At 67.3% G+C, this 18,303-nt stretch carries 17 protein-coding genes; 11 read left to right on the forward strand and 6 right to left on the reverse strand.

What is annotated here, in order from left to right:
* The first annotated feature begins 23 nt into the window (after positions 1 to 23).
* On the forward strand, positions 24 to 1,493 hold the full coding sequence (locus tag HV793_RS09475) for a TrkH family potassium uptake protein (protein WP_054457729.1): 1,470 nt from the start codon (positions 24 to 26) through the stop codon (positions 1,491 to 1,493).
* A gap of 308 nt (positions 1,494 to 1,801) precedes the next feature.
* Complete coding sequence (locus HV793_RS09480; RefSeq protein ID WP_054457728.1) at positions 1,802 to 3,046, forward strand: YbdK family carboxylate-amine ligase; 1,245 nt, start codon at positions 1,802 to 1,804, stop codon at positions 3,044 to 3,046.
* A 56-nt stretch (positions 3,047 to 3,102) separates the two neighbouring features.
* Here the strand turns inward: HV793_RS09480 and HV793_RS09485 are convergent, their stop codons facing one another.
* Complete coding sequence (locus HV793_RS09485; protein WP_175213039.1) at positions 3,103 to 4,035, reverse strand: methyltransferase domain-containing protein; 933 nt, start codon at positions 4,033 to 4,035, stop codon at positions 3,103 to 3,105.
* Positions 4,036 to 4,322: 287 nt separating this feature from the next.
* On the opposite strand from HV793_RS09485, the gene HV793_RS09490 reads away from it, so the two are divergent.
* Entirely contained in the window at positions 4,323 to 4,868 is a 546-nt protein-coding gene (locus HV793_RS09490) for a ComF family protein (protein WP_342357254.1), read from the forward strand.
* Between the two features lie 80 nt (positions 4,869 to 4,948).
* Entirely contained in the window at positions 4,949 to 5,419 is a 471-nt protein-coding gene (locus HV793_RS09495) for a tRNA (cytidine(34)-2'-O)-methyltransferase (RefSeq protein WP_054457725.1), read from the forward strand.
* Positions 5,420 to 5,469: 50 nt separating this feature from the next.
* Here HV793_RS09495 and HV793_RS09500 read toward each other — a convergent pair whose 3' ends face one another.
* The 5 genes from HV793_RS09500 to HV793_RS09520 form a co-directional block, all read right to left on the reverse strand.
* Positions 5,470 to 6,462, reverse strand: a complete 993-nt coding sequence (locus HV793_RS09500; protein ID WP_175213040.1) for a Bug family tripartite tricarboxylate transporter substrate binding protein — start codon at positions 6,460 to 6,462, stop codon at positions 5,470 to 5,472.
* 48 nt (positions 6,463 to 6,510) lie between these two features.
* Positions 6,511 to 7,593 carry an NAD(P)H-dependent glycerol-3-phosphate dehydrogenase gene (locus HV793_RS09505; protein ID WP_054457723.1) on the reverse strand — a complete coding sequence of 361 codons (1,083 nt, stop codon included), beginning with the start codon at positions 7,591 to 7,593 and terminating at the stop codon, positions 6,511 to 6,513.
* A 94-nt stretch (positions 7,594 to 7,687) separates the two neighbouring features.
* On the reverse strand, positions 7,688 to 8,218 hold the full coding sequence (gene secB, locus HV793_RS09510; RefSeq protein ID WP_054457722.1) for a protein-export chaperone SecB: 531 nt from the start codon (positions 8,216 to 8,218) through the stop codon (positions 7,688 to 7,690).
* 39 nt (positions 8,219 to 8,257) lie between these two features.
* Positions 8,258 to 8,515, reverse strand: a complete 258-nt coding sequence (gene grxC, locus HV793_RS09515; RefSeq protein WP_054457721.1) for a glutaredoxin 3 — start codon at positions 8,513 to 8,515, stop codon at positions 8,258 to 8,260.
* A gap of 51 nt (positions 8,516 to 8,566) precedes the next feature.
* Positions 8,567 to 8,989, reverse strand: a complete 423-nt coding sequence (locus tag HV793_RS09520; protein ID WP_175213041.1) for a rhodanese-like domain-containing protein — start codon at positions 8,987 to 8,989, stop codon at positions 8,567 to 8,569.
* 162 nt (positions 8,990 to 9,151) lie between these two features.
* Between HV793_RS09520 and gpmA the strand changes: the two genes are divergently transcribed.
* From gpmA to HV793_RS09555, 7 genes are all read left to right on the forward strand, one after another.
* Positions 9,152 to 9,904: a 2,3-diphosphoglycerate-dependent phosphoglycerate mutase gene (gpmA, locus tag HV793_RS09525; RefSeq protein ID WP_054457719.1), complete on the forward strand. Its 753-nt coding sequence runs from the start codon at positions 9,152 to 9,154 to the stop codon at positions 9,902 to 9,904.
* Positions 9,905 to 9,911: 7 nt separating this feature from the next.
* The gene (locus HV793_RS09530) at positions 9,912 to 11,531 is read left to right on the forward strand and encodes a murein hydrolase activator EnvC family protein (protein ID WP_175213042.1); all 1,620 of its coding nucleotides are present in this window, start codon (positions 9,912 to 9,914) and stop codon (positions 11,529 to 11,531) included.
* A gap of 59 nt (positions 11,532 to 11,590) precedes the next feature.
* Complete coding sequence (locus HV793_RS09535; protein ID WP_054457717.1) at positions 11,591 to 13,036, forward strand: S41 family peptidase; 1,446 nt, start codon at positions 11,591 to 11,593, stop codon at positions 13,034 to 13,036.
* The gene (locus tag HV793_RS09540) at positions 13,033 to 13,788 is read left to right on the forward strand and encodes a HesA/MoeB/ThiF family protein (protein WP_054457716.1); all 756 of its coding nucleotides are present in this window, start codon (positions 13,033 to 13,035) and stop codon (positions 13,786 to 13,788) included. Before HV793_RS09535 ends, HV793_RS09540 begins: the two co-directional genes overlap by 4 nt.
* 107 nt (positions 13,789 to 13,895) lie before the next feature.
* The gene (locus tag HV793_RS09545) at positions 13,896 to 15,083 is read left to right on the forward strand and encodes a GGDEF domain-containing protein (RefSeq protein ID WP_175182282.1); all 1,188 of its coding nucleotides are present in this window, start codon (positions 13,896 to 13,898) and stop codon (positions 15,081 to 15,083) included.
* 102 nt (positions 15,084 to 15,185) lie between these two features.
* Positions 15,186 to 15,905 carry a FadR/GntR family transcriptional regulator gene (locus HV793_RS09550; protein ID WP_175213043.1) on the forward strand — a complete coding sequence of 240 codons (720 nt, stop codon included), beginning with the start codon at positions 15,186 to 15,188 and terminating at the stop codon, positions 15,903 to 15,905.
* Positions 15,902 to 17,314 (forward strand): FAD-binding oxidoreductase, encoded by a 1,413-nt coding sequence (locus HV793_RS09555; RefSeq protein ID WP_054457713.1) that lies wholly within the window; start codon positions 15,902 to 15,904, stop codon positions 17,312 to 17,314. The genes HV793_RS09550 and HV793_RS09555 overlap by 4 nt, the downstream gene beginning before the upstream one ends.
* Positions 17,315 to 18,303 lie beyond the last annotated feature (989 nt).

An 18,303-nucleotide genomic window follows, 5' to 3' on the forward strand; every position in this document is an offset into this window, starting at 1 on the left:
GCCGCGCGCGGCCGGATAGCTCCATGAAGCGCGTCCTGGGCACCCTCTACATCCTGGGCCTGACGATGGTGATGTTCGCGCTCACCATGCTGATCCCGCTGACCGTCGCCTACGTGGGCGGCGACGGCGCGCGTGAGGCCTTCCTGGACGGGTTCCTGATCTCGGTGGGCATAGGCGGCGGCCTGGCCGCGATAACGCGCCGCGCCCGCTGCGAGCTGCGGGCGCGCGATGGCTTCGTGCTGGTGTCGGCCGTGTGGGCGGGTCTGCCCCTGCTGGCGGCCATTCCGCTGCTGCTCTACTTCCATGGCGCCGGCTTGCCGCTGTCGTTCACCGGCGCCTATTTCGAGGCCATGTCGGGCCTGACCACCACCGGCGCCACCGTCCTGACCAATCTGGACACCTTGCCCGCGTCGATCAACCTGTGGCGGGCCACGCTGATCTGGATCGGCGGCATGGGCATCCTGGTGCTGGCCGTGGCCATTCTGCCCCTGCTCGGGGTCGGCGGGCACCAGGTGGTGCGGGCGGAAACCCCCGGACCGATGAAGGACGAGCGGCTCACGCCGCGCATCGCCAGCACCGCCAAGGCGCTGTACGCGGTGTATTTCGTGTTCTCCATCCTGTGCTTCCTGGCCTACCGGGCGGTCGGCCTGTCGTGGTTCGAGGCCTGGTGCCACATGGCCACCACCATGGGCCTGGGCGGCTTTTCGACCTGGGATGACGGCTTCGCCCATTTCGATTCGGTCGCGGTGGAAATGGTGGCGATGGTGTTCATGCTGATCGCAGGCATCAACTTCGCCACCCACTTCAACGCCTTCCGCCAGCGCAGCGCGCGCGCCTACGTGCGGTGTCCGGAGGCGATCCCCTATCTGGTGGTGGTATTGGGAGTCGGGCTGGTCATCTCGGTGTTCCTGTTCCTGAAAGGGGTCTATGAAGACCCGCTGCAGGCGCTGCGCTACGGCATGTTCAACACAATTTCCATGGCGACCACCACGGGCTACGCCAATACCGACTTCGCGCAATGGCCGCTGTTCGCTCCGCTGACCATGCTGCTGCTGTCGGGCTTCGCCACGTCGGCCGGGTCGACCGGGGGCGGCATCAAGATGATCCGGGCGATCCTGCTGGTCAAGCAGGCGCGCAATGAGCTGGTCACAATGTTGCACCCGCACGCGGTCAGCCCGGTGCGCATCAATGGCCGCGCGGTCGAGACCCGCACCATGTCGTCGGTGCTGGCCTTTATGCTGTTCTACGGCCTTTCCATCGCCGTTTTCACCAGCCTGCTGCTCCTGTCCGGCCTGGATCCGATCACCGCCTTCTCGGCCGTCTTCGCCAGCGTCAACAACACCGGACCAGGCCTGGGGCCCGTCGGACCCATGGGCAACTTCGCCGTCCTGTCCGATTTCCAGATCTGGGTCTGCACCTTCGCGATGCTGATCGGGCGCCTGGAACTGCTGACGGTGCTGGTGTTGTTCACCCCTATTTTCTGGCGGAAATAGATAAGGGATAACCCTTATAAGGGTTGTCCCACCCCCTCTTGAAAGCCCCTTGAGCGCTTGCTTTCCGGCTGCCGCAGCCCGGGAGGCCGCGCCATTTCTATGCCGTGAGCGCTCGCTCACTTTCCTTCACAGGGAAAAACCGATTGCTTCGTGATGTTGCACATAAATGTCACGATTTTCCATCTTCTTGCCACAAAACAGCGGCTATCATGCGTGCACAAGCTGCCGTCTAGTGCCCCCCGGGCTGTTTCCGGGCTTCAAGGTCGAACGGCGCACACCCTCATCAAACATTCAGAAAGGAGTCCGAGATGGAACAGATCCCGTTCATTTCGTCGGCCCCCAACACCCTGGGCATCGAGCTCGAGCTGCAACTGATAGACCCGCGCAGTTTTGACCTGACCGCAGCCTCGGACGAGCTGCTGGCCCAAATGGCCAACCACCCCATCGCCGACCGCGTTAAACCGGAAATCACGCGGTCCATGATTGAACTGAATTCCTCGGTGCACGAGCACCCCATGGGCCTCTTGGCCGAGATGCGCGAAATGCGCGACGCCCTGATCGAAGCGGCGGACGCCGTGGGCGTATCGGTCGCTGGCGGGGGCGCCCACCCCTTCATGCGTTGGCAGGAACGGTCCATTTCGGACACCCCGCGCTTCCAGTACCTGGCCGAAATGTACGGTTACCTGGCGCGTCAATTTACGGTCTTCGGCCAGCACATCCACCTGGGCGTCAAGAGCGGCGACGATTCCATCAAACTGTTGCGCCGCCTGTCGCCCTATGTGCCGCACTTTATCGCCCTGTCGGCCTCGTCGCCCTATTGCGAGGGGGTGGACACCTTGTTCTCGTGCTCGCGCCTGAACGCGGTGAACAGCTTCCCGCTGGCCGGGCACATGCCGCCCGAAGTGAAGGACTGGTACCAGTTCGAGGCCCATCTGGCGCAGCTGCGCGCCTATGGCCTGGCGGAAAGCATCAAGGACCTGTACTGGGACATCCGCCCCAAGCCGGAATTCGGCACGGTCGAAATCCGCGTGTGCGACACGCCGCTGACGGTCGAACGGGCTTGCCAGCTGGCGGCTTTTGCCCAGGCCCTGGCGGTGCTGCTGATGCGCGAGGGCGACCCCGGCGACGGCGCCTGGCTGTCCTACCGCAGCAATCACTTCCAGGCTTGCCGCTTCGGCCTGCAGGGCAGCTACGTGACGCCGGACGGCCAGCGCCTGCGGCTGATGGACCACCTGCGCAACCTGTTCCAGCGCCTGATGCCGGTGGCTGAAGAACTGGGCACGGGCGACATGATCGCCGCCCTGCGCGATGAATCCATGCGCAGCGGCAACGATTCCCGCTGGCTGCGCAGCCAGTTCCACCGCTTGCGCGACCTGCCGTTGGTGGTGGAGGCCATGTCGAACGCCTGGCGCGGCGTGGCTTCGCCCGGCGTAGGGCCCGCAGAACCGACGGCGGTCCTGAGGCGCCGCATTCGCGCAACCTCCGAGCCTATGTCGGCGTTGCCGGCTTCCGAGCCCGGGGTCAGCGTGCCGATGCCGGAACGCCTGCACTAGACGGGGAGGCCGGCGCCCGCAAAGCGCCGGCTCTGCCGGTCAGCCTGCGGCCCAGGTCAGGGCGCGCGGTGCCGGCCGCCAATCGCGCTGACCGACAGCCGGGTTTCACCGGCCACGGTGCGATGCGCCGCGGCGCGCCAGGCGTGGCCGTAGGCGACTTCGATACTCAGCACGATCAGACCGTCGGGCCGGCGCTGCGCTTCCAGCGCGGCGCAGAGACGGTCGCGCCAGTCGCGGCCCACCAGGCCGCCGCGCCGGCCTTCGGCCGGGTTGCCGCCCAGCGCGCGTACGTCCTGCAGCAGCTTTTCCGGGCTGCGGTAGGTCAGGGTCAGGATCTCCTGGTCCATGACCGGATCCGCGAAGCCGTTTTCCACCAGCAGGTCGCCGAAATCATGCATGTCCACGAAGGACGGCGTAGCAGTGCGCAGCCCGGCGTCGTCCAGGGCCTGGCGCAGTTCCCGCAGCGTGGCCGGCCCAAGACAGGAGAACATCGCCAGTCCGCCCACTTTCAGGATGCGCCGCCATTCCGCCAGCACGGCGTGCGGAGCGCGGTGCCAGTGCATGGCCAGGTTGGACCACACCAGTTCCAGCGATTCGGGCGCCAGGCCCGTCGCCGCCAGGTCGGCGTTGACGAAGGCAGGGGCGGCCGGGCCGCGGCGCGCCAGCTTGCCGATCCAGGCCGACAGGCCGGCAGGGGCATGGCGCTTGCGCGCCTGTTCCAGCAGCGGTTCGCAGTTGTCCAGCCCGGTATAGGCGGCGTCGGGATAGCGTTCACGCAGCAGCGGCAGGTTGTCGCCCGTGCCGCAGCCCGCGTCCAGCATGGCTTGCGGCTGGACCCGGATGTATTGCAGGCGGCCCAGCATGCGGCGGGCGATTTCCCCGTACAGGAACTGGGCCTCGGCCAGGTCGCCGCGGCGGGCGAATTGCCGGGGCACGTCGGCGCTGACGATGGGCAGGGAGGGGAGCGTTGCGGATTCTGGCAGGGACATTTCGGTCGCACCCGCGTCTGCAACGCGGGCGGATCATGGTTTCATGAGGGATGGCATCCATTATTGCGCATCCCGGCCGCGGCTTCCGATTGCCCCTACGGGTCATGGGGCGGTGGCTGCTGTCGCGCGTCGGTTGCGACTGCCCCTTGTGCGGCGCCCGGGTGGCGGGTGCTAGGCTTTGCGCGGGCTGCGAGGCGGATATTTGCGGCGATGCTCTCCGCCGGGCCGATAGTGGGGTGGTCGCGCGTCGCCCTGCAGCGCCACGCTGTCCTCGTTGCGCCCTGCGGTTGCGCCCGGATGCGCCGCACTGCGCCGCCTGCCTGGGCGCGCCCCGGACGTTTTCGCGCACGATTGCCGCCTTTGACTACGCGCCGCCCGCCGACACCCTGATCCTGATGCTGAAGACCCGGCTGCGCCTCAGCATGGCGCCGGTGCTGGCCCGGATGATCGCGGCTGCCGTGGCCCGCGACGGGCCTGCGTCGGACGGCGCCTTGCTGGTGCCCGTTCCCGCCAGCCGTGCATCGCTGCGCCAGCGCGGCATGAATCCGGCCGGTGAAATTGCGCGCAGCCTGGCGGCGGAGCTGGGGCTGCCGCTGGCGCGCGGGCTGCTGCGGCGCCGGCGCGAGACGCCCCGGCAGACCGCGCAGGGCCGCCAGGCCCGCCGGCTCGGGGCGCAAAACCTGTTTTATTGCGTGGGCGACGTGCGCGGCCGGCAGCTGCTATTGGTGGACGACGTCATGACCACCGGCAGCACCGCCAACGCGGCCGCCGCTGCGCTGCTGGCAGCAGGAGCTGCGGATGTCACGGTGCTGGTGGCGGCGCGCACGCCCTGAGCCGGCCCCCAGGTAAATCGGCGACAATTCCCGGTGCGCGGCGACGTTTCCGCCGCAAGCCGTCCCGAGTCCCTAGCGCCATGTTCCACGTCATCCTTGTTTGTCCTGAAATCCCGCCCAATACCGGCAACGCCATCCGCCTGTGCGCCAATACGGGCGCGCAATTGCACTTGGTTCGTCCCTTGGGCTTCGAGCTCGACGACGCCCGCATGCGCCGCGCCGGCTTGGATTACCACGAATGGCAGCCCGTCCGCGTGCACGACACGCTGGAGGAGGCTTTGGCCGATACCGGCGCCGCGCCGTCCAGCATCTACGCGCTGACCACGCATGCGCAACGCAGCGTGGCGGATATCGGCTTCAAGCCGGGCGACGTGTTCGTATTCGGCCGCGAAACTTCGGGCCTGTCGGAAGAACATCAGGCGATGTTCCCGCCCCAACAGCGCCTGCGCCTGCCGATGCGCGCTGGCCAACGCAGCCTGAACCTGTCGAATGCCGTCGCCGTGACGGTGTTCGAGGCCTGGCGTCAACAGGGGTATGAAGGGGGAGTGTGACGGCGGCGCGCTGAAGCCGGCGCGCCTGGCCCGTCACGGCTGGGCTGCAATCAATCCAGCGACAGATTCAGCTTCTCGATCACCTGGTCCCAGCGCGCCTTTTCATTCTTGATGCGGGCGGTCAGGGCTTCCGGCGTGGACGGCGCGGGGGTGAAGTACTGCAGCGCCAGCTGCTTGCGCACCGCTTCGCTGCCGATGATGCGCGCCAGCTCGCTGTTGAGCCGTTCGACGATGGGCGTGGGCGTACCGGCGGGAACCAGCACGGCATTCCAGGAAATGGCTTCAAAGTCCGGATAGCCCTGGGATGCCATCGTCGGCACGCCCGGCAGCGCCTCGCTGGGCTGCAGGCTGGTCACGGCCAGCAGCTTCACCTTGCCGTCGCGGGCCTGGGGCACGGCGATGGCGGGCACCATGAAGCCGGCCTGGACATCGCCGCCGATGATGGCCGAGATGACCTGCGGGAAGCCGGAATAGGGGATGTGCGCCAGGTCTACGCCGGCGCTTTCCTTGAACATTTCCATCGCCAGATGGGCCGAGCTGCCCGGGCCCACGGAACCGTAGTTCAGCGAATTGCCGCGGCCTTTCACCAGCGTGACGAAGTCCTTGACGTTATCGACCTTCAAGCTGCTGGGCACGACCAGCACGTTGGGGCTGGTGCCCACCAGGGATACCGGCTGCAGGTCGCGCAGCGGGTCATAGCCCAGCGTCTTTTTGTACAGCGTGGGGGCGGTGACCAGCGGGCCGTTGATCGTGTAGAGCAGCGTGTAGCCGTCCGGCTTGGCCTGCGACACGATGCGCGTGCCGATGTTGCCGCCGGCGCCCGGCTTGTTGTCGATCACGATGGGCTGGCCCAACGCCTGCGACAGCGGTTCCGAGATGGTGCGCGCCAGGATGTCGGGCGACGAGCCGGGCGGGAAGGGCACGACCATGTGGATCGGACGGTCGGGCCAGTCGGCATGGGCGGCGGCGGGCAGGATGGCGGCCAGGCTCAGGCACAGGCCGCGTAGCAGCGGGCCGACCCGGAACTTGCGGGTTTGCGTCATGAAGGATGTCTCCTCGGGGTTGTGCGTGGTATTTGTTTTTGGGGCGGCTCAGCGGGGCCGGTTGTCCGGCGACGCGTCCGGCTGGCTGGCTATCCCGCTTTCGTAGCGGGCGTCGCGCGCCAACAGGGCGGACACGGCCGTCATGGGGGCCACGCCGTCGAACAGCACGGCGCAGACGGCTTCGGTGATGGGCAGTTCGACCCCGATGGCGCGGGCGCGGTCCAGCGCGGCGCGCGCGCAGCGCACGCCTTCGGCCGTGATGCCGCTGGCCAGGATGTCGGCCAGCTTGCGCCCGGCGCCGATCTCCAGGCCCACGCGTCGGTTGCGCGACAGCTCGCCTGTCGCGGTCAGGACCAGGTCGCCCAGGCCGGTCAGCCCGGCGAAGGTCTCGGCCTGCGCGCCCAGCGCCACGCCGAAGCGGGTCATCTCGGCCAGGCCGCGGGTGATCAGCGCGGCGCGGGCATTGGTGCCCAGGGCCAGGCCGTCGCCAATGCCGCAGGCGACCGCGATCACGTTTTTCAGCGCGCCGCCCACTTCCACGCCCACCAGGTCGGTGCTGGCGTAGACGCGCAGCGCCGCGCCGTGGAAGGCGGCAGTGGTGGCATCGCGCAAGGCGGGGCTGTCGCTGGCCACGGTCAGCGCGACCGGCAGGCCCTGCGCGACTTCGCGCGCGAACGAGGGGCCCGACAATGCGCCGCCGGTGGCGCCAGGCAGGGCCTCGCGCATGATTTCATGGGGCAGCCTGGCCGTGTCGGCTTCAAAGCCCTTGCACGTCCAGACGATGGGAGTGTCCTGCAATCCCAGCGCGGGCAGCCGGCGGGACAGCTCGCCGCAGATGGCGGTCAAGCCGGCCACGGGCACGCCCAGCACGATCAGCCGGCGCGCGCCGTCTTCTTGCAGGCTGCGCAGCGTGGCGTCGAGATCGGAGGAGATATTCAGTGCCTGCGGCAGGGCGATGCCCGGCAGGTAGCGCGCGTTTTCGTGCGAGGCGGCCATGTCGGCGGCCTGCGCGGCATCGCGCGCCCAGAGTACGGTGGCGTGGCGGCGGCTGGCAGCCGCCGCCAGCGCGGTGCCCCAACTTCCCGCACCCAGGACGGCGACGCGCAGGCGTGGCTCGATGGGATTTTTCATCGCCGAGCCGCCTCAAGATGAAAAGCGCCCCCACGGGGGGCAGCAAGCCGAAGGCGCAGCGTGGGGGCTCTTTTCATTGGACGCCGCGGCTGCTTTACTGGCGGGTCGCGCCGGGGGGCAGGATGATGCCCGAGTCGCTGCCGTTGCCGTTGGCGGCGCTTTGCTGCTGTTGCAGCTCGGCCAGGCGCTGCTCGTACAGGGCCTGGAAGTTCACTTCGGTCAGGTGCAGCGGCGGCATCGAGGTGCGGGTGATCGCGTCGGCGATGTTGGCGCGCAGGTAGGGGTACAGCATGGTCGGGCAGACGATGCCCAGCAGCGGGTCGAGCTGTTCTTCGGGGATGTTGGCGGCCTCGAAGATGCCGGCTTGCGTGCCTTCGACCAGGTACACGACCTTTTCATTGATGCGGGTGGTGACGGTGACGGTAACCGTGGTTTCGAACACGGTTTCAGCCAGGCGCTGGCCACCCACGGTGATGCTCACCTCGACCTGGGGCGCTTCCTGTTCCAGGAAGACGTGGGGCGCATTCGGCATTTCCAGCGAAAGGTCTTTCAGGTAGACGCGCTGCAGATTGAACGAGGGCGCGTTGCCGCCTTCTTGCTGGGTGTTTTGGTCTTGATCAGCCATGAGTGTTTCCGTTGGTGGGAGGGGCAAAAAGGGGGCGATTTAGCTGGCCAGCATGGGGGCAAGGCCACCCGAGCGGTCCAGGGCCATCAGGTCGTCGCAACCGCCGACGTGGGTATCGCCGATGAAGATCTGCGGGACGGTGCGCCGGCCGGTGCGTTCGATCATGACGTCGCGCTGGGACGGGTCCCGGTCGATCTGGATGATTTCCAGGTCGGTCACGCCGCGCTGCTCCAGCAGGGCTTTGGCGCGGGCGCAATAGGGACAATAGTCCTTGCTGTACATGACGACTTTATTCATGGGCGCTCCTGTGAGTACAAGAATAGGTAGATGGGGGCGCGGCCCCAGGCTTCAACCCTTCTGGGTCACGGGCAGGCTGGCGGCCGACCAGGCGCGCATGCCGCCGTCCAGCGGCACGACGTCGGCGAAACCCTGGGCGCGCAGCTTGGCGGCGGCGCGGGCCGAATCGCGGCCATTGTCGCAAACCACGACCAGCGGCTTGTTCTTGGGCAGCGCGGCGGCCTTTTGCTCCAGATCGGCCGCCGGCACGTTGCGGGCCTGGGCGATGTGGCCGGCCTGGAACTGTTCGGCGGGACGGACGTCGACCCATACGGCCTGGCGCTGGTTGACCATCTGGATGGCCTCGGTCGTGCTCACGGCCGAACCGGTGCGGCCTTTGCGCAGGGCGGGGATGGCCAGCATGATGCCGGAGATCACGGCAACGGCGACGATGAAGACGTTGTTTTTATCGATCAAGAATTGCAAAAGGTCCACGGGGCATCCTGAAGTGCGGCGACTAGCCTGGTATAGGCGAACCCTGATGCGCCGCGCCGCAGAAATGGGCGGGTGCGCCGGGGCAAAATCAAGGGCAAAATCGCTCAATTATAAAATGAGCGCATTCCTTCACTTTAACCCGCGTTACAAGCGTCCCAAATCATGCACAAACTCGTTCTGATGCGCCACGGCGAAAGCCAGTGGAATCTGGAAAACCGCTTCACCGGTTGGACCGACGTCGACCTCACCGAGACCGGCCGCGAACAGGCCCGCAAGGCCGGCGAACTGCTCAAGAAAGAAGGCTTCACCTTCGATCTGGCCTACTCGTCGCTGCTCAAGCGCGCCATCCGCACCCTGTGGATCGCCCTGGACGCCATGGACGCCATGTACACCCCGGTCGGCGTGACCTGGCGCCTGAACGAACGTCACTACGGCGCGCTGCAAGGCTTGAACAAGGCCGAAACCGCCGCCAAGTACGGCGACGAGCAAGTGCTGATCTGGCGCCGCGCCTACGCCATCGCCCCTGAACCGCTGGCGCTGGACGACGAACGCCACCCGCGTTTCGACAAGCGCTACGCCAAGGTGCCGGCCGACCAGCTGCCCGCCACCGAATGCCTGAAGGACACCGTGGCCCGCGTGCTGCCGTTCTGGAACGAATCCATCGCTCCGGCCATCCGCGCCGGCCGCAATGTCCTGATCGCCGCCCATGGCAACAGCCTGCGCGCCCTGATCAAGCACCTGGACAACGTGTCGGACGAAGACATCGTCAACCTGAACATTCCCACCGGCCAGCCGCTGGTGTACGAATTGGATGATGACCTGCGCCCGATCCGCCACTATTATCTGGGCGATGCCGCCGAGATCGAGGCGGCCATGGCTGCGGTGGCAGCCCAGGGCAAGGCTAAGAAGGACTGATATTCCTATGCGTCGCGCGGCAGGGTTGTTGTTGGCGGTCATGTTGACCGGTGGGGCGCTGTCGGCTCGCGCCGCGCCCAACGACCTTGCCGGCCGCCAGTCCGACGCGGAAAAGCAGCAGGCCGCCTTGCGCGACCGCATCGAGAACCTGCAAAAGGATATCGATGACCGCGAGGCTGCCCGCAAGGAAGCCGCCGACTCGCTCAAGCAGTCCGAGTCGGCGATTTCCAAGATCAACCTGCGCCTGCGGGAGCTGGCCGAGGCCAACCGCCAGGCGCAGGCCGACCTGACCGGCCTGGAAAAGCAGATCGGCGCCCAGCAGGCGGTGCTGGCCAAGCGCCGCACCGAACTGGCCGAACAGCTGCGCACCCAGTACACCAGCGGCCTGTCGCCCTGGACCGCCCTGTTGTCGGGCGACGATCCCCAGGTGCTGGGGCGCAACCTGGGCTATCTGGATTATGTGTCGCAGGCCCGCGCCCAAGCCGTGCAGGCCCTGCGCGAGGACATCGAGCGCCTGGCCGCCCTGCAGGGACGCGCCGACGCCCGCCGCGCGGAAATCGAAAAAGTCGTGGCCGAGACCTCCGAGCAGAAGACCGCGCTGGTCGGTCAGCAAAAAGAGCGCGCTACGCTGCTGGCCCAGCTGGAAGGGCAGATCGCCGCCCAGCGCGCCGAAGCCAACAAGCTGGGCCGAGATGATCAGCGCCTGTCGCGGCTCATCACCGATCTGGACGCGGCCATCGCCAAGCAGATCGAGGACGCCCGCCGCGCCGAGGAAGCGCGCAAGCGGGCCGAGGAAGTGCGTCGCGCGGAAGAAGCGCGCCGCGCCGCCGAGGAAGCCAAAAAACGCGCCGACGCCGAGCGCCGCGCCGCCGACGAGGCCCGCAAGAAGGCCGAGGCTGACCGCAAGCTGGCCGCAGACAATGCCAAGCAGGCCGCCGACAACGCCAAGCGCGAGCGCGACGCCCGTGACGCCCGCGATGCCGCCCAGGCGCGCGAACAGGTCGAAGCCGCCTCACGCCAGAACCGCGGTCCCGTGGCCGTGGCCGACCCGGATGCCGCCGGACTGCGCCCGGCCGAGCAGAAGCAATCCCGGCTGACCACGCCCGAACCGCCGCCTCAGACCAAGCCCGCGGAACCGCCCAGGAAGGCGGAACCTATAGAGGAAAAACCCGCTCCAAGCCGTAGCGAGCCTGCGCAGCAAACCCAGACCGCGCGCGCCGCGCCGGCGGTGGGCGGCGGCAACGGCTTGCGCCACGGGCTGTCCATGCCGGTGCGCGGCCAGGTGCAGGGGCGCTTCGGGGTCGACCGTCCGGATGGCGGCGTATGGCGCGGCGTGGTGCTGCGCGCGGCCGAAGGCACGCCGGTCAAGGTGGTGGCCCCCGGCACGGTGGTCTACGCCGATTGGCTGCGGGGTTTTGGCAACCTCATCATTGTGGATCATGGGCAGCAATACCTGACCGTCTATGCTTACAACCAAAGTCTGCTCAAACGGGTGGGAGATTCGGTGACGGGTGGCGATACCATCGCCACGGTCGGGGCGACCGGCGGCCAAGTGGAATCCGGCCTATACTTTGAAATTCGCCATCGTGGCGCTCCTGTGGATCCGGCACAATGGCTGGCGCAGTAGATTGATGTCGTTGGTAATTACCAAACCCCATCGGCGAAAACAAAATTCGGGAAGTGTGCATGGGCACTCGTAAGTTTCGCGGTTTCGGTCTGATTGCCATCGGTGCGGTGGCTGGTGTGTTGCTCAGCGTAGGCGTGACCGCGGTCGCCCAGCGCGGCAGCCCTCTGCCACTGGACGAACTCAGGCAGCTGAGCAATGTGTTCGCCGCCATCAAGAACAACTACGTCGAGGCCGTCGACGACAAGACCCTGATCGACAATGCCATCTCCGGCATGGTGTCGAACCTCGACCCGCACTCGGCCTACCTGGACGCCGATGCCTTCCGCGAAATGCAGACGGCCACGCAAGGCGAGTTCGGCGGCCTGGGCATCGAGGTCGGCGCGGAAGACGGCTTCGTGAAGGTCATCTCGCCCATCGAAGACACGCCCGCGGCCCGTGCCGGCGTGATGGCTGGCGACCTCATCATCAAGATCGACGACACGCCCACCAAGGGCATGACGCTCAACGATGCCGTCAAGCTGATGCGTGGCGCGCCCAAGTCGCCGATCACGCTGACCATCATGCGCGCCGACCGTCCGCAGCCCATCGTGCTGAAGATCGTGCGCGACATCATCAAGGTGCGCAGCGTGCGCAGCAAGATGCTGGACAACGGCATCGGCTACGTCCGCGTCGCCCAGTTCCAGGAAAAGACCGGCGCCGACCTGGCCAAGCAATTGAAGGACCTCGGCGCCAAGGAAGCCCCCAAGGGCCTGGTGCTGGACCTGCGCAACGACCCGGGCGGCCTGCTGACCAGCGCCATCGGCGTGTCCGGCGCGTTCCTGCCGCCCGACTCGGTGGTGGTGACCACCGACGGCCGTACTCCGGACGCCCGCCACAAGTACCTGGCCACGCCTTCGGAATACGCCCGCGGCGAAAGCAACTACCTGGCCGGCCTGCCGGCCTGGACCAAGACCGTGCCGATGGTGGTGCTGGTGAACGTGGGCTCCGCCTCGGCGTCCGAGATCGTGGCCGGCGCGCTGCAGGACCACAAGCGCGCCAAGGTCCTGGGCAACCGCACCTTCGGCAAGGGCTCGGTGCAGGTGATCCTGCCGCTGTCCGAAACCACTGCGGTCAAGCTGACCACCTCGCGCTACTTCACCCCGAGCGGCCGCTCGATCCAGGCCACCGGCATCGAACCCGACTACGTCGTGGCCGACACCGCCGAAGGCGACCTGTTCCGCCTGCCGCGCGAAGCCGACCTGCAGCGCCACCTGTCCAACCAGCAGACGGCCAACGAAGTGAAGTCCAGCGCCGGCGAAGACAACGCCGATGTGCCGGCCAAGGTGTTCGAATTCGGCGGCAAGGACGACTTCCAGCTGCAACAGGCCCTGAACGTGCTGGCCGGCAAGCCGGTGCAGAAGGGTTCGGCCCGCGCCCAGGCCAAGGCTGATGCCAAGGCCGGCGGTGGTACGCCCCAGCGCATGAAGATCACGCCGACCGGAGTCGAGCCCAGCAAGGACAAATGAACGACGAGCAACTGCTGCGCTACGCCCGCCACATCCTGCTCGACGAGCTGGGAATCGAAGGGCAGGAAAAACTGCTGGCGGCGCGTGTGCTCATCGTGGGGGCGGGCGGACTGGGTTCCCCCGCCGCGCTCTATCTGGCCACTGCCGGCGTGGGCGACATCACCCTGGCCGATGACGATGTCGTCGAGCTGAGCAACCTGCAACGCCAGATCCTGCACACCACCGCCAGCGTCGGCCGCCACAAGGCCGAGTCGGGGCGGGACATGCTGGCGGCCTTCAATCCGCAGACTCGGGTCCATGCCCGCGTCGAGCGGCTGGAAGGCCAGGCCCTGTCCGACGCCGTCGCCCAGGCGGACCTGGTGCTGGACTGCACCGACAACTTCACCACCCGCCACGCCATCAACCGCGCCTGCGTGCAGCACCGCAAGCCACTGGTATCGGGCGCGGCCATACGCTTCGACGGCCAGGTCAGCGTCTATGACCTGCGCGACGACAACGCGCCTTGTTACCACTGCCTGTTCCCGGAAGCGGACGACGTCGAGCAGGCCAATTGCGCCACGATGGGCGTGTTCGCCCCGGTCGTCGGCATCATCGGCAGCATGCAGGCCGCAGAGGCCCTGAAACTGCTGTCCGGGGTGGGCGAAAGCCTGTCCGGCCGCCTGCTGTGGCTGGACGTGCGCACCATGCAATGGCGCAGCGTCAACGTCCAGCGCGACCCGGAATGCGCCGTCTGCGGCCATCGCGGGCACTGATTTCCTGACCGGGATTGGCCCCGCGGACAATATTAAAGGCTTGAAATACCTGCTATAACGCCAGCCAGCCTACCCGAAAGCGGGTAGATGGCCAGGGACGTGACCGCGTGGATACAGCACTGAAGTTCAGTTTGCCCAAATGGCGCCTGACGCGTTGGCTGACGCATTCCGGGCACGACACCCCTGCGGACATCCGTTCGGCCCTGATCGCCAGCTTGTTCGGCACGCTGCCCATTTTTGCCGGCGGCGTCATCAACACCCTCATGATCTCCGGCGTGGTCGCCTGGCGCCGCCCCGAGCCGCTGTACCTGTCCTGGCTGGCGATGGAGGTGATACTGGCCCTGGTCCGCGTGCTGATCCTGCGGTCCGCCTTGCGCGCCGCGCCCAAGGGCGGCAATACCCATACCGATATCTACATCTTGCTGGCGCTGCTGTGGGCGTTCAGCGTGGGCTACGGCGTCTTCGTCACCTTCATCAACGGCGACTGGCTGGCCGCCACCCTGGCCGGCGTGTCCTGCGGGGCCATGGCCGGCGGCATCTGCTTCCGGAACTACGGCGCGCCGAGGCTGGTCGGCGCCATGATCTTCCTGAGCCTGGGGCCGATGTGCCTGGGCGCGGCCTTCACCGGCGAATACGTCACAGCCATCGTCTTCATCCAGATTCCGTTCTACCTGGTCAGCATGAGTGTCGCCTCGCACCGGCTCAACCGCATCCTGGTGTCGACCATGCTGGCCGAGCGCGACAGCGAACGTCGCGCCAGCGAAGACGCGCTGACCGGCCTGGCCAACCGCGCCGGCCTGCAGGCCGCGCTGGAGCGCGTCTGCGCCAGCGCGCGCGGCCAGGACAGTTCTGCGGCGCTGTTGTACATGGACATGGACGACTTCAAGCTCATCAACGACACCTACGGCCATGCTGCGGGCGACCAGGTGCTGATGACCATCGCCCAGCGCATGCGCTCCATGTTGCGGGTGGACGACGTGGCCGCGCGGATTGGTGGCGACGAGTTCATCGTGCTGGTGACCGGCATTGACGCCACGGCCGCGCTACGGCTGGGCGAGCACCTGCTGCATGACGCTTCCCAGCCGATCACGCTGGCGGATGGCACGCGGGTCAGTGTCGGCCTGTCCATCGGCATTTCCATTGTGTCCGGCGCCAACCGCAGTCCGGAAGCTGCCTTGCATTCCGCCGATGCCGCCCTCTACCGGGCCAAGGCGCAGGGCGGCCGCTGTTGCGCGGTGGCCGGGGCGGATGAGGCCGAAAAGACCGTCCGGGACGACGAACCCGCCGTCGCCTGATCCGCCCGCTTCGCGTAATCCATCAAGCCTGAACCCGATCTGGAAGCGGCTTCTTTCTCAAAAGTTATCAGATAACCTGAGAAGTGTGCCTATAATGCCGGGATGCTGACCAAGAGCCTCACCCTGACCGAACAGGTCGCCCGCCAGATCGCCGCCGACATCGCCGGGGGCGCCTATCCCGTCGGCGCCAAGCTGCCGGCGGGCCGCGTGCTGGCCGAGCAATACGGCGTCAGCGCCGCGGTCATCCGCGAGGCTACCGAACGGCTGCGCGCCCAGGGTCTGATCCAGAGCCGGCAGGGGTCGGGCAGTACCGTGCTGTCGCGCACCGGGACACAGGGTTTCCAGTTGTCCGCCGGCATCGCCGTGGACCGCAAGCAGCTGGCCGGCGTCTACGAACTGCGCATGGAGCTGGAAGGCGGCGCAGCCGCGCTGGCTGCGCTGCGGCGCGACGATGCGGACCTGGCCGCCATGGCGCGCGCCCTGGCTGACCTGGGATCGCATCTGGAAGACCCGGAGCAGGGCGTGGAGCACGACATCGCCTTTCACCGCGCCATTGCCGCCGCCACGCACAACAGCTGCTACCAGGACCTGTTGCAGTACCTGAACCTGCAGCTCAGGCTGGCGGTCAGCACTGCGCGCAGCAACAGCCGCCTGCAGGCCGGTTTGACGGCCGCCGTGCACCAGGAGCACGTGGCCGTGTTCGAGGCCATCCGCGCGCGCGATCCCGAACGGGCGCGGCACGCCGCCGCCCGCCATCTGCAACAGGCGGCCAACCGCCTGCAACTCGATCTCCTCTCTCCCGCCGCAAGGCAGACATCATGACCGCATCCGACTTTACGCAACGCCTGGTCCAGGCCCTGGGCCCCGATACCGTCATCACCGCCGAGGCCGACATTGCGCCCTGGCTGTCCGACTGGCGCGGCCTGTACAAGGGCAACGCGCAGGCGGTGGTGCGCCCGCGCACGACCGCCGAGGTCGCCACTTGCCTGGCGCTGTGCCAGGAGGCAGGCGTGCCGGTAGTGCCGCGCGGCGGCAACACCGGCCTGTGCGGCGGGGCCACGCCGGATGCCGCCGCGGGCAACGTGGTGCTGAGCCTGGACCGCATGAACGCCGTGCGCTCCATCGACACCATTGCCAACACCATGGTGGCCGAGGCGGGCGCGATCCTGGGCAATTTGCGCCGTGCCGCGCAGGACGCCGGCCGCCTGCTGCCGCTGAGCCTGGCCGCGGAAGACTCCAGCCAGATCGGCGGCAACGTCGCCACCAACGCCGGCGGCGTGAACGTGGTGCGTTATGGCATGGCGCGCGAACTGGTGCTGGGCCTGGAAGCGGTGCTGCCCACGGGCGAGATCTTCCACGGCCTGCGCACGCTGCGCAAAGACAACACCGGCTATGACCTCAAGCAATTGCTGATCGGCTCCGAGGGCACGTTGGGTGTCATTACCGCCGTCGCTTTGCGATTGTTCCCGCGCACTGATGTGCGCTCGGTGGTGCTGGCCGCCGTCGAGTCGCCGGCGCAGGCCCTGCAACTGTTCGAGATCCTGTTCGAACAATGCGGTGCGCGGCTGCAGGCGTTCGAGTACTTCTCGGGCGACTGCCTGGATCTGGTGCTGGCGCACGCCGCGGGTGTGCAGGAACCTTTTGACCAGCGCTATCCGGCCTATGTGCTGGTGGAGCTGGCGGACACGGCCGATGAGGCCGCGCTCAATGGCCTTGTTGAAAACGTGATCGGCACGGCGCTGGAACGCGGCCTGTGCCTGGACGCAGCCGTGTCGGCGTCGCTGGCGCAATTGCAGGCGCTGTGGAAGCTGCGCGAGGAAATCTCCGAAGCCCAACGCGCCGACGGCCCGCACCTGAAGCACGACGTGTCGCTGCCGATCGAACGCATTCCCGACTTCATGGAATCCGCCGAGGCCCGCGTGCGCGCGCTGTACCCGGACATCCGCCCCTTCATCTTCGGCCACTTCGGCGACGGCAACCTGCACTACAACCTGTCGCGCCCGGCCGGAGCCGATCGCGACTGGGTGGCGGTGCATGGGGCGGCGATCACTGATGCGGTGCTGGACGAGGTCAATCGCTATGGCGGGAGCATTTCGGCAGAACACGGGATCGGGCAGCTGAAGCGGGATCATTTCCTGCATAGCAAGGACGCGCTGGAGTTGCGGTTGATGCGGGAAATCAAGGCTGTATTGGATCCTGCGGGGATTATGAATCCGGGGAAGTTGCTGTAGTTTTTTTTGGGTTGTTTTTGAGCGGGGCTTCGGCGGTGTGCATGAGCGAAGCTTCGTAGGCCGCACGGCGGTGCGGGCGGCATGGCGGCGAGCGCCCACGATTGCGGTCCGGAGCGTTCGCTCCGGACTGCCCCTTCGTCATCTTCGTCACCGCCTTCGGCGGTTCCTTCAGATTCCCTCGGGCGCATCGAGGTTGCTCGCCGCCATGCCGCCCGCACCGCCGTGCTATCTGCGTCTTGGCTTGTTGCGTTGCTAGAGCCGTGTTCAGTGGCGAGTCTTGCGGGGCCCGCTCATTGCGGCCGCCCGGGCGGCCGCAATGAGCATGCGCGCTTGCTTGCGTCGTGATGGGAGCGCTGGCGCGAATGCGACGAGCGGTTTGCTAGTGGTTGTCGCCGTTTTTTGGGGGGCGGTGATGGGCGGCGCGCGTTGGACAGAAGCTTGCGCACGCAGATCCTCTCGCGCGCGCCGCCCATCCGGCGGCGGAGTTGAAATGACGACGTTTGCCGCCTCATGACGCTTCAGTAGGATGGGTGAAGCGAGAACCCCAAGCGTCCAGCGCACGTAGCCCGCGGGCAGATCCGTACGTACTTCACTCATCCTGCCCAATTTCACGCACTCACCACCAGCGCGCAGCGTCATCATCCGACGCGAGACACCGCGTAAGCCCCCAAAGGCCGCCCGCGCGGCCGGCCGGGGGCGGGCCCCGCAAGATCCTCGCCCACCCCCGCCGGTGGCGAAAACGCCAAGCAAACAGCTCGTCTCGGCGATCGTGAAAATTCAACAGACAGAGCACGGCGCGGCAGTGGCCTGCCGGGTGCGGGGCGTCGATAAGCCCGAGGGAATCGGAAGGGAAGGCCGTAGGCCTGGACGACGATGACGACGGGGCAGTCCGGAGCGAAGGCTCCGGACCGCAATCGTTGCCCCGCGCCCGGCAGGCCACTGCCGCGCCGTGCGCCTCAAGAACTCAACGCACACGCAGCAGCAAAAAC

Origin of the sequence: Achromobacter aegrifaciens, assembly GCF_902859965.1 — a bacterium.
Taxonomy (GTDB): Bacteria; Pseudomonadota; Gammaproteobacteria; order Burkholderiales; family Burkholderiaceae_B; genus Achromobacter; species Achromobacter aegrifaciens.